This window comes from Ornithinimicrobium sp. (genome assembly GCF_030537745.1).
Lineage (GTDB): Bacteria > Actinomycetota > Actinomycetes > Actinomycetales > Dermatophilaceae > Ornithinicoccus.
In genome coordinates this window covers 1-11,824 of the sequence record NZ_JAUNVI010000057.1, presented here as the reverse complement: position 1 = coordinate 11,824, position 11,824 = coordinate 1, and the positions used below count along the sequence as shown (strand labels likewise).

Here is an 11,824-nt window from a genome sequence, read left to right as displayed (position 1 = left end):
AGGACGGGTAGGAAGATCGCCACCAGCGACAGGGTCAGCGCCGCGCCGTCCTCGGCAGCGGAGACGACCGGGGCCCCCAGTCCACCCGTGCCGACGTTGATGACCGGACGGGACACGGCCTTGCCGGTGTGGACGATGCCCGCAGTGATGATGCCGAGCAGGACACCCACCCACGGGTTGTCGGCCATGAAGGAGGATCCCTGCTCGAAGTCCGTCGCGGCGGTCGTCGCGGCGAAGATCAGGCCACCAGTCGCGGGACGCACAAAGGTGCCGACCGCGTCGTTGATGCTGTCGACGATCGCGATCTTGTCCAGGACGACCTCACTGACCAGCAGCACCGCGGCGATGCCGATCGCCCAGGGCGACTCGATCCAGGCGAACTGCGCGGGGAGGTTGATGAAGTCGGTGAAGCGTGCGATGAGCGCGACGAGGAGAAACGGGATATAGGCGTTGAGTCCGGCCGCGGCCGACAGGCCTGCTCCAGTGAGCGCAGCGAGCATGAGGATGCCTCGCCCTTTCTCTCGGCGGCCTCCGGCGGAGGCCGTCGACCTAGTGAACCACGCAGGACGAGAGGATTCTTCCCATCGACTCAACCTTTGCGGCACTGGCAGCGTTGAAGGGATGGTAGGTCGATTCATCCACCACAGAGGGGAGGTCAAGATGCGCACTACCCACGAGAGCGAGTTCGTCTCCTTCGTGGCGGATGCCTCGCCACGGTTGCTGACGACGGCATGGATGCTGACCGGCGAGCCGGGGAGCGCCGAAGACCTGGTGCAGGAGGCGCTCGAACGCGTCTACGTGCGCTGGGCCAAGGTCCGCACGGGCAACCCCACCGCATACGCGCGCAAGATCCTGGCCAACCTGCACACCGATCGGTGGCGCAAGCACGGCCGTGAGGTGCTCACCGACTCCGTTCCGGAGCATGCCCGCAGGGCGAGCGGCGACGACCACATCGACCTCGTCCGTGCTCTGCAGTCGCTGCCAAACCGCGAGCGCGAGTGCGTGGTGATGAGGCACTACCTGGATCTGTCCGAGCAGCAGACCGCGGAGACCCTCGGCGTGAGCCTCGGCACCGTGAAGAGCTCGACCTCGCGTGGCCTCGCCGGCCTGCGCACCCTGCTACTGGAGGAGGGGACTCATGTCTGACCACGACATCCTCGACCTGATCGACCGCGCTGCGATCGACGCACCCCACATGCACGTCTCGGCCTCGCACGTCGTGGCCGGCGGTCGCCGCAAGGTCCGGCGCCGCCGCGTGGTGTCCGCGGGCGTGGCGACCGGTGGACTGGCCCTGGCCGGTCTTACTTGGCTGGCTCTGGGCAGCGGCTCGGGCCTGACCACGGCACCGGGCCTTGAGCCGGCGGGGCAGGTCTGGCGAGACGACCAGGCAGTTGATTCTGGCTTGTTCCTGGGCTACCAGACGATCGACTCCGATCAAACCTCCCACCGGTATGACGCCAGGATGATCCGCGAGGTCGCCGGTGGTCCGGTCGTGCTGGAGTTGTCCGACAGGGGCAGCGTCGTGGAGAAGATCCCCGCACAGTCGAGCGTGCCCGGGCTGGACGTCTACGCCGGAGAGCGAATGACCGTCGCGGTGTGGGTGCAGCCCGACGGCACCATGTCATCGGTGCCGCTGGTCGGCCCCTATGACGAGGGCGGCACCTCGGGTGCTGGCTCCACCGTGGTGGACGACCGCAGCCTCGGGTATGCCGTGTGGCCGGCCGACGTCATGACGCCCCCGAAGGAGATCCGCGACGTCTACCTCATGGGGGACGACGAGGTTGTCACGCTGAGCGGCGCGGAGGTGGACACGAAGGTGCTCAATGTGGCCGGAGACGACTCCCTCTTCTTCTACGATGCCGCGCGTGGAGTCTTCGGCGGCGACGAACGAGGAGTCTTCGGGCCATTCCTCTTCGACCCCGTCAGTGAGGCGTCCGTGTTCTCGATCAACGCGGGTGCGGCGGACGGCACGGTTCGGGTGCTCGCGGTGCTGCCGACTGGCGCGGACCACGTGCGCACGAGCCCGAGCGCCGACGTCGGCGGCGACGCGCCCGAGGTCGCCCAGGCGACGCTGGGTGGGCGGACCGTGCTCGCGACCGTGGCCCAGAAGTCGACCTCTCCGGTGGACGGCTCGAGCCCGGTCTTCTTCGACCTCTCAGGACAGCAGTACGACGTGGATTCCTACAATTCCGACCTCTTCACTCTCGACGTGGAGGGTGGGGAGCTGATGCCGCAGACCGACCCCTTGGATGGCACCGCGCTGATCCTCGCGGATCAACAGGACCAGGAGGTGGTGCGCTTGACCCGTGACGAGCTCGACCAGGGCCTGGTCATCACCGACTCCGGCAGCAGCGTCGTCATCGCCGCCCAGGGTTTCGACCCCGGCAGTGAGCTGTTCTCCAAGACCCGCATCCAGCTGCTCGAGGGCGGCGAGGGCGGAACCACCCGGTGGGTCGTGCCCGTCGACGTCGCGCAGGCCATTGCTCCCTGGGGCGAGCCGGTGACCTTCCTGACCCTCCAGCTCTCCGGAGAGGAGAGCGTCAGGGCGGTAGGCGTGGGTGAGGGAGAGGACATCCAGGCATGGACGCCGACCCTTTTCGACGGCATCGCGATCGAGGCCGCAGACGGGGCGTTCCGACCGATGATCGACGGCATCGCGCTGGCGCCGGCGGCTGGCACAGATCTGGGTGGCCCCAGCGTGTACGCCTACCCCGACGGCTCCGCAGGCCTCATCCTGGTGCCGGGTCAAGAGCGCGACGCAGAGGTCGTGCCGATCCAACGCCAGGGCGGGAGCGCCACCCTGGCGCCAGGCCTGATCGAGGCCTCCGCGGCGGTGCTGACCGAGCAGGGGCCGGTCCTGGTCCTCAAGGTGGCCGCGGTGACCCCTGCCGATCCCATCGTCGCCCTGGCGGTCCGTCCCGCGAGTGCACTGATCGACAACGCGGTCAACGATTGGATCCTGTTGCCGACAAGCGTTGGTTCCAGCCCGATCAGCACGACTCACGTCGCGCTCGACCCAAAGGTCGTGGTGACGATCACGGACGACCTCTGGCTGCTCGCCCCTACCCCCGGCTCTCGCCCAGACACGGAGCCGATCATCGGAATCGTGGACCGCTCGCTGCTGACCTCGACGCGCGAAGGCGGTCGCACCGTCGATCTCTACGCCGTGCTCTCGACCGATGCTGCGGGCCCTACGCCCCAACTCGTACTGGCTGACGGTGCCGTGGTGCTCGATGCCGTGGTCCAGACCCTGGATATCGGGCGGGTCTGGCAGGGCGCCGTGCGCCTGCCCGAGGACAAGTCCCTCGGCGACCTGGTGCAGGGCCTCGACCTCGATGCGGACGGGCGAGTCAATATCCCTTTGTCCCGGCCCTGACCACGGACGAACCGCATACCCCAACCCGGCCCAGACCCGGTAGGGCCGCTGACCAGGCAGAACTAGACTGTCGACCCATGAGCCATGTCCTGTCTGCCGTCGCCTGGCCGTACGCCAACGGCCCACGTCACCTCGGCCACGTCGCCGGATTCGGAGTTCCCTCCGACGTCTTCAGCAGATACATGCGCATGGCCGGCCACGACGTGCTGATGGTCTCCGGATCCGACGAGCACGGGACGCCGATCCTGGTCCAGGCAGAAAAGGCCGGGATGAGCCCGCAGGAGTTCATCGACGCCAACCACCGGCTCATCGCCCAGGATCTGACGTTGCTCGGTGTCTCCTACGACCTCTACACGCGCACGACCACCGCCAACCACGACCACGTCGTGCAAGAGATGTTCCTGGCCAACTACCGCAACGGCTACATGGTGCAGGAGAGCCAGCAGGTGGCGATCAGCCCCTCGACCGGGCGCACGCTGCCCGACCGCTACATCGAAGGCACCTGCCCGATTTGTGGTTATGGCGAGGCGCGCGGCGACCAGTGCGACCACTGCGGCAACCAGCTCGATCCGGCCGACCTTCTTGACCCGCGCTCCAAGATCAACGGCGAGACGCCGCAGTTCCAGGACACCCAGCACTTCTTCCTCGACCTCCCGGCGCTCGCGGAGGCCCTGGGACAGTGGCTTGACGATCGTGAGGCGAGCGGGCTGTGGCGGCCCAACGTCATCAAGTTCTCCAAGAACATTCTCGAGGAGATCCGGCCACGCGCGATGACCCGCGACATCGACTGGGGCATCACGATCCCGTTGCCGGGCTGGGCGGAGAACCCCAACAAGAAGCTCTATGTCTGGTTCGACGCCGTCATCGGCTATCTCTCGGCCGCGGTCGAGTGGTCGCGCCGGCTGCCGGGAGAAGGGGCCACCCAGGAACGCTGGCGTGAATGGTGGAACGACCCGGACGCGCTCGCCTACTACTTCATGGGCAAGGACAACATCACCTTCCATTCCCAGATCTGGCCGGCTGAGCTGCTCGGGCACAACGGTCAGGGCAGCCGAGGGGGCGAGCCCGGGCCGTTCGGCATGCTCAACCTGCCGACCGAGGTGGTCAGCTCGGAGTTCCTCACCATGGAGGGCAAGCAGTTCTCCACGTCGCGGTCCGTGGTCATCTACGTGCGCGATGTGCTGGAGCGCTATCAGCCCGATGCGGTGAGATACTTCCTCTCCGCCGCGGCGCCGGAAACGGCCGACTCCGACTTCAACTGGCCCGAGTTCGTCAAGCGCACCAATAACGAGCTGGTCGCGGGCTGGGGCAACCTGGTCAACCGCACGGCGTCGATGATTGCCAAGAACTTCGGGCAGATCCCGCCCGCCGGTCCGCTCGAGGAGCTCGACCGTCACCTTCAGCAGCAGATCGCCGACGGCTTCGAGCGGGTCGGTCACCTCATCGCCACGCATAAACAGAAGGCAGCACTGACCGAGGCGATGCACCTGGTGGCCGTGACCAACGCCTACGTCTCGGCAACCGAGCCCTTCAAGCTCAAGGGCGAGGACCAGCGCGAACGCCTTGGCACCGTCCTGCACGTGCTGGCCCAAGCCGTGGTGGACCTCAACACCATGCTGTCGCCCTACCTGCCGCACTCCTCGACCGTCGTCCACCAGGCGTTCGGCGGGGAGGGCGTCTTCCAGCCGATGCCGGTCATCGAGGAGGTCAGCGACCTGGACGACCCGAGCAGGCCGGACTACCCCGTGATCACCGGCGACTACTCCGACGCGCCACGGTGGGAGCACCGGCCGATCACGGTCGGCGCCCCCGTCGCCAAGCCGACCCCGATCTTCACCAAGCTCGACCCGTCGGTCATCGACGAGGAGCGGGCTCGGCTCGGTCTGGTGGAGCAGGACTCCGTATGACGTCGCCGCGCTCGGACCGCGACGTGACCACGCGCGGCCCGGAGCCGGCGTGAAGGACCAGCAGCGGTCAGCGCGCCCGGAGGCGCCCGAACCGCTGCCGGTGCCTGTCGTGGACAACCACTGCCATCTCGACATCCAGCGCGATGACGCACCACAGCATCCGCTGAGCGAGGTGATCGTCGAGGCCGCGGCGGTCGGCGTCGACCGGATGGTCCAGATCGGTTGCGACCTGGCGTCGGCCCGTTGGACGCACCGCGTCCTCGATGAGCACCCGGCCCTGCTGGGCGGCGTGGCTATCCATCCCAACGAGGCGCCGGCGCACGCCGCGGCCGGTGACCTCGAGGCGGCCATCGGGGAGATCGCCGACCTCGCCCGGCACCCACGCATCCGGGTCATCGGGGAGACCGGCCTTGACTACTTCCGCACCGGGCCGCAGGGAGTGCCGGCGCAGCAGGAGTCCTTCCGTCGCCACATCGCGTTGGCCAAGGAGCGAGGACTGGCGCTGCAGATCCATGATCGGGACGCGCACGAGGACGTCCTGCGGATTCTCTCAGAGGAGGGTGCTCCGGAGCGGACCGTCATGCACTGCTACTCCGGCGACGTGCAGATGGCGCGCGAGTGCGTCCGCCGCGGTTACTACCTGTCCTTCGCCGGGACCGTGACCTTCACGTCGGCCCGAAGCCTGCGGGAGGCCTTGGCCAGCACGCCACTGGAGCACGTCCTCGTCGAGACGGACGCGCCCTTCCTGACCCCGACCCCCCACCGCGGTCGCGCCAACGCGCCCTACCTGATCCCGCTCATCGTCCGCTCGATGGCCGACACCCTGGAGGTCCCGGTGCCCGTGCTGTGCGAGGCGCTGTCTGCCAACAGCGAGGCGGTCTACGGCCCCTGGTGACCCCGCTCCGACGCCGGTGCTCGTCGAGAGACCGCGCGGATCAAGCGATGAGGTCCTGACGTGCGACCATGCAGCGGTGAAGCCAGCCGACCCCTCGCCCCACCAGGAGCACCTGCTCGGTCCTGCCCAGATCCGTGACCTCGCCGCCGAGCTCGGCCTCCGCCCGACGAAGTCGTGGGGCCAGAACTTTGTCATCGACAAGGGCACAGTGCGCAAGATCGTCCGCGTCGCGGCGCTGGAGACCGATGACGTGGTGCTGGAGGTCGGCCCGGGTCTGGGATCGCTGACGCTCGCTCTGCTGCCCCAGGTGCGCCACGTCACCGCCGTCGAGATCGACCCCGTGCTGGCCGACCAACTGTCCCAGACCGTCGCCTCGCTGGCGCCAGAGCTCGCGGACCGTCTCACCGTGGTGCACGCCGACGCGCTGCGGATGGGTGAGCTGCCCGACCCGCAGCCGAGCGCGCTGGTGGCCAACCTGCCTTACAACGTGGCCGTCCCCGTTGTCCTGCACCTCTTGGCCACGGTGCCGACCCTGCGGCGGGTGCTGGTCATGGTTCAGCTCGAGGTCGCCGAGCGACTGGCCGCCGGTCCGGGGAGCAAGACGTATGGCGTGCCGAGCGTGAAGGCCGCCTGGTACGCACAGGTGACGAGCGCCGGACGGATCGGCCGCAACGTCTTCTGGCCGGCGCCCAACGTCGACTCGGGCCTGGTCGCCATGGTGCGGCGCGAGCCACCCAGCTCGCTGGCGAGCCGCGAGGAGGTCTTCGCCGTGATCGATGCGGCTTTCGCCCAACGCCGCAAGACGCTGCGCGCCGCGCTGGCTGGCTGGGCAGGGAGTCCGTCCCGGGCCGAGGAGCTGCTGAGGGCCGCTGACGTGGACCCCAAAGCGCGTGGGGAGGTGCTCCGCGTCGAGGACTTCGCCAGGATCGCGGACGCGGCGCTGGTGCACCCGGCCGCCTGATCGTCATACCTGCCCCGCTCGGCTGGCGACCCCGACGGACCCCCTAGGGTGAGACGCATGAGGGCAGTGGAAGGTCTGGACGTGGTGAGCTGCCGCGTGCCCGGCAAGATCAACCTCGACCTGTCCGTCGGCCCGCTCCGCGAGGACGGCTTCCACGAGGTGTCGACGGTCTATCACGCGGTCGGCATCTATGACCAGGTGACAGTGCAGCCGGCCAACGGCTGGTCAGTCCACGTCACCGGCCCCTACGCGGCGGGGGTCCCGACCGACGACACCAACCTGGCGCTCGTGGCCGCCAAGACGCTCGCGCGGCGCCGCCCCCGCGGCGGACCGATGGTGCCGCTGCGCATCGATATCGACAAGCAGATCCCAGTGGCCGGTGGGATGGCTGGCGGCTCGGCCGACGCCGCGGCTTGCCTCATCGCGTGCCGCGAAGTGTGGGGCATGGACCATGTCGAGAACGACCTGCTCGAGCAGATCGGCGCAGGGCTCGGCTCCGACATCCCCTTCCTCATGCACGGCGGCACCGCGATCGGTTCCGGGCGTGGTGAGCGCATCACGCCCGTGCTGGCCCGTGGCGAGCTGCACTGGGTGTTGTGGGCCGGGGAGGGACTCGGGTTGTCGACCCCCCAGGTGTATGCCGAGTGCGACCGGTTGCGCGCCGAGCGCGCGGCGAAGGTCCCCACGCCAGCGCCGTCCGAGGAGCTCATGACGGCGCTGCGCCGGATGGACGCCGATGCCGTGGCGCAGCACCTCAAAAACGATCTCCAGGAGGCGGCGATCTCGCTGCAACCTCTGCTGTCCGAAGTGCTGGCGGCTGGGCTCGAGCTGGGGGCTCGTGGTGGGCTCGTCTCGGGGTCAGGGCCGACGGTGGCCTTCCTGGTCGCCTCGCAGGCCGAGGCGATCGACCTGTCCGTGGGCCTGGCTGCCAACGGTCCGACCGGAGACATCCTGCGCGCAACCGGCCCGGTGCCCGGGGCCCAGGTCGTGCAAAACAGAGTGCCGCCGCCCTCACCCCCACCCCCGACGGTCAAGGCTCCGCGCTCCGGCCCGATCGGGCGGGTGCCGAGCTGATGCGCGTTGCTGACCGGTCCCTCCGCGCACGCGTCGGGACCCGCTGATGGCGGGGGCGCAGGCGGCGAGCCTGCTCACCCTGGACCGTGCATATCTGGTCGCCGGCACTGCGGTCCTGCTCGACTCGGTGTCGATGGGGGTCTCCGACGGAGATCGGATCGGCGTCGTCGGTCGCAACGGGGGCGGCAAGTCCAGCCTGCTGGGCGTGATGGTCGGCACGCGAACCCTCGACGACGGACGGGTGATCCGCACCGGCGACCTCACCGTCGGCATGCTGAGCCAGACCGACGAGCTCGACCCGACTGCCACGGTTGCCGAGGTGGTGTTGGCCGGCATGGCCGAGCACGAGTGGGCCGGTGTCGCGCGTGTCCGGGAGATTCTCGCCGGGCTGCTTGGGGGCACGGAGGCCTCCGGTGTCGGCGGATGGGACCGGGAGATCGGTCCGATGTCCGGCGGTGAGCGTCGCCGACTCGCGCTTGCGGCGCTCCTGGTGCAGGATCCAGACTTTCTGGTGCTCGACGAGCCCACCAACCACCTGGATGTCGAGGGTGTGGCCTGGCTCGCGACCTACCTCAGCGGCCGACGGCCCAAGCCCGGCAACGCGCTCGTCGTCGTCACTCACGATCGGTGGTTCCTCGACGCCGTGTCGACCCGCACGTGGGAGGTGGCCGATGGGCAGGTGAATGCCTACGAGGGCGGATATGCGGCCTATGTGCTGGCCAAGGTCGAGCGGTCGCGCATCGCGGGCGTGACCGAGGAGCGGCGGGCCAACCTCGCCCGCAAGGAGCTGGCCTGGCTGCGGCGTGGGGCGCCGGCGCGTTCGAGCAAGCCTAAATTCCGGATTGAGACCGCCACCCAGCTCATCGAAGGGGAGCCGCCGCCGCGAGACACCGTCGAGCTGGTGCGCTTTGCCACCACCAGGCTCGGCAAGGACGTCTTCGACCTGGTCGACGCGACTGTCAAGGCAGGGGACCGGACGCTGCTTGACCAGGTCACCTGGCGGATCGGGCCAGGGGATCGGTACGGCGTGGTCGGCGTGAACGGAGCCGGCAAGACGACGCTCCTTCGGGTGCTGCAGGGCCTGCACCCCGTGGCGGCGGGGAAGCTCAAGACCGGCAAGACCGTCAAGATCGCGATGCTGACCCAGGAGCTGCGGGAGCTGGACCAGGTCGCGGGGTGGACCGTCATCGACGCGATCACGCACGTGCGGGCGTTCACCATGATCGGTGGCAAGGAAGTGTCGGCCAGCTCGTTGGCGCAACGGCTGGGTTTCACCGGCGGTCGGCAGCAGTCGCGCGTGGGTGACCTGTCCGGCGGTGAGCGGCGGCGGCTGCAGTTTGTCCGGCTCCTCATGGACGAGCCCAATGTGCTCATGCTCGACGAGCCCACCAACGACCTCGACATCGACACCCTCACCTCCATGGAGGATGTCCTCGACGGTTGGGCGGGCACGCTGATCGTGGTGTCGCACGACCGCTATCTGCTGGAGCGGATGACGGACCGACAGATGGCGTTGCTCGGCGACGGGTCGCTGCGTGATCTGCCAGGAGGGGTCGACCAGTACCTCACCTTGCGGGCTCAGATGGCCACCCGAGCCCAGCAGTCGCGACGAGCGGCCGGCAGGGACGGTGGTGCACGTTCGACGGGCGCATCGGACCTCGTGTCTGGCCCCGGCCCCGCGCCAGAGCCTCCCGGCGGGTCGGCCACAGCCAGCTCGCCGTCCACCTACTCGCCGGCACAGACCCGCGAAGCGCGTAAGACCCTGGCCCGGGTGGAGAAGGCCTTGGACCGACTTCATACCCGGCTAGCAGGCCTGCACGAGCAGATGGCGGCCGCTGCCACCGATGCACCGCGGCTGGCGCAGCTCACCGCGGCAGTGCACGAGCTTGCCGGCCAGGAGGCCGCGCTGGAGCTGGAGTGGCTCGAGGCGTCCGAGGCGGCCGAGGGCTGACCTCCTCCCGTCGCACGTTCGATCTTCTTGACGTCGAGATTCTCGACGGGGCATGCTGAGGGTATGCCGAGGCCCAGCCATGACGACGTCGACGGGATCGTCGCAGCCTGGCGTCGGGAACGCCCAGACCTTGATGTCATGCCGCTGCAGGTGCTGTCGCGCATCTCGCGGCTGGCAAGGCATCTGGATCTCGCACGCAAGCGGGCGTTCGCCGATCAGGGGATCGAGGCGTGGGAGTTCGACGTGCTCTCGGCGTTGCGACGATCTGGGGAGCCCTACCAACTCACGCCAGGGGAGCTGCTGAGGCAGACGCTGGTGGCCAGCGGCACCATGACCAATCGGTTGGACCGGCTGGCCCAGCGCGGCCTGGTCACGCGGCAGGCTTCGGCCACCGACCGCAGAGCCGTGATCGTCACGCTCACGGCCGCCGGTCGAGCGTTAGCCGACCAGGCGCTGGGGGCGCTCCTCGAGGGGGAGCGGGCACTCCTGGCCGCGCTGCCAACTCCCGACCAGGCCAAACTCGCGGCCTACCTGAAGGCACTCCTCGTCGACTTCGAGTCCTGAGCGTGCGGACCGTCCTGAGCGTGCGGACCTAACGGAACTGGCCCTCGATCCGCGCCAGTTCCTCCTCGGTCAGCTCGAGTTGGCTGGCCCTCGCGGAGTCGGTGATAGACGCGGGTCGGGAGGCGCCGGGGATGGGGATGACGTGCTCGCCGAGACTGAGCTCCCAAGCGATCACCACCTGCTGGGCACTCACGGCGTGCTCTTCGCCGATCTCGTGGAAGGCTGGATAGCGCCGGCCCACGTCGCCGGCCGCGTTGCTGCCGCCCAGGGGGCCCCAGGGGAGGAAGGCGACCTGGTGCTCGCGGCAGTGGTCGAGCTCTGCACGGCTCGTCCGGAACTGGGGCGAGAACTGGTTTTGCACCGAGGCCAGGCCTCCCTCGCCGAGGACCTCTAGGGCGACGTCGATCTCCTCCACGTTGGCGTTGGAGATCCCGACGGCGCGGATCTTGCCCTCCGTCTGCAGGTCCTTGAAGGTCGAGACGACCTCGCCGTAGATCCGCCAGCGGTCGGGCCGGTGCCACTGGTAGAGATCGATGACGTCGGTGCCGAGCGCACGCAGGGACGCCTCGACCGCGCTGCGCAGATAACCGGGCGATCCGTCGCGACCCCACTGCTCGCCCTCGGACCGGGTGATGCCGCCCTTGGTCCCCACGATGACGTGGCTGGTGTCGCGATACGCGCGCAGAGCCTTGGCGATGATCCGCTCGTTGTGGCCTATCGAGTCCCAGGTCGGGGCGTAGATGTCGGCCGTGTCGATGTAGGTGACGCCGGCCTCGAGGGCCGCGTGCACCGTGGCGATCGCTGCCTCCTCGGTGGGCAGCGGCGTCTTCCCGAGGGAGAACGGCATGGCGCCCAGGCCGATCGCCGAGACGGTGAAAGGGCCGAGGTGGCGGGTCTGCATGAGCTGGACAGTACCGTTCTGCGTCTGTCATCGACCGGCCGCCTTTGTGGGCACGTGAAAGTTGTGCAATACCGCCACTTTCACGTGCCCACAAAAACGGACAGACTGCGCGCGCGGCTCCCCGGGTTGGAATCGAACCAACGTCGCTAATCCTGATTCAAAGTCAGGCGGCCCCTACCAGCAGAGCAACCGGGG

General features: G+C 68.8%; 10 protein-coding genes and 1 tRNA gene. 8 read left to right on the top strand and 3 right to left on the bottom strand.

Annotated features, from left to right (window positions below):
- The coding region (locus tag Q4P07_RS11395) for a DUF4126 domain-containing protein (protein ID WP_303375040.1) at positions 1-500 on the bottom strand (500 nt) is incomplete at its 3' end.
- Positions 501-660: 160 nt separating this feature from the next.
- Here Q4P07_RS11395 and Q4P07_RS11390 point away from each other — a divergent pair.
- The 8 genes from Q4P07_RS11390 to Q4P07_RS11355 all read left to right on the top strand — a co-directional run bounded on the left by Q4P07_RS11390 (position 661) and on the right by Q4P07_RS11355 (position 10,728).
- Positions 661-1,146 (top strand): SigE family RNA polymerase sigma factor, encoded by a 486-nt coding sequence (locus Q4P07_RS11390; protein ID WP_303375039.1) that lies wholly within the window; start codon positions 661-663, stop codon positions 1,144-1,146.
- The gene (locus Q4P07_RS11385; protein WP_303375038.1) at positions 1,139-3,376 is read left to right on the top strand and encodes a hypothetical protein; all 2,238 of its coding nucleotides are present in this window, start codon (positions 1,139-1,141) and stop codon (positions 3,374-3,376) included. The genes Q4P07_RS11390 and Q4P07_RS11385 overlap by 8 nt, the downstream gene beginning before the upstream one ends.
- A gap of 77 nt (positions 3,377-3,453) precedes the next feature.
- Positions 3,454-5,283, top strand: coding sequence for a methionine--tRNA ligase (gene metG / locus Q4P07_RS11380; protein WP_303375037.1), 1,830 nt, complete (start codon positions 3,454-3,456; stop codon positions 5,281-5,283).
- Positions 5,284-5,332: 49 nt separating this feature from the next.
- Complete coding sequence (locus Q4P07_RS11375) at positions 5,333-6,178, top strand: TatD family hydrolase (RefSeq protein ID WP_303375036.1); 846 nt, start codon at positions 5,333-5,335, stop codon at positions 6,176-6,178.
- 76 nt (positions 6,179-6,254) lie between these two features.
- A complete protein-coding gene (gene rsmA, locus Q4P07_RS11370) occupies positions 6,255-7,139 on the top strand; it encodes a 16S rRNA (adenine(1518)-N(6)/adenine(1519)-N(6))-dimethyltransferase RsmA (protein WP_303375035.1) in 885 nt (294 codons plus the stop codon).
- Positions 7,140-7,196: 57 nt separating this feature from the next.
- Positions 7,197-8,213 carry a 4-(cytidine 5'-diphospho)-2-C-methyl-D-erythritol kinase gene (locus tag Q4P07_RS11365; protein ID WP_303375034.1) on the top strand — a complete coding sequence of 339 codons (1,017 nt, stop codon included), beginning with the start codon at positions 7,197-7,199 and terminating at the stop codon, positions 8,211-8,213.
- Between the two features lie 46 nt (positions 8,214-8,259).
- Positions 8,260-10,164, top strand: a complete 1,905-nt coding sequence (locus Q4P07_RS11360) for an ABC-F family ATP-binding cassette domain-containing protein (protein WP_303375033.1) — start codon at positions 8,260-8,262, stop codon at positions 10,162-10,164.
- A 63-nt stretch (positions 10,165-10,227) separates the two neighbouring features.
- Entirely contained in the window at positions 10,228-10,728 is a 501-nt protein-coding gene (locus Q4P07_RS11355; protein ID WP_303375032.1) for a MarR family winged helix-turn-helix transcriptional regulator, read from the top strand.
- A gap of 28 nt (positions 10,729-10,756) precedes the next feature.
- Here Q4P07_RS11355 and Q4P07_RS11350 read toward each other — a convergent pair whose 3' ends face one another.
- Positions 10,757-11,629: an aldo/keto reductase gene (locus Q4P07_RS11350; RefSeq protein WP_303375031.1), complete on the bottom strand. Its 873-nt coding sequence runs from the start codon at positions 11,627-11,629 to the stop codon at positions 10,757-10,759.
- 117 nt (positions 11,630-11,746) lie between these two features.
- Positions 11,747-11,824: transfer RNA gene (locus Q4P07_RS11345), tRNA-Gln, on the bottom strand.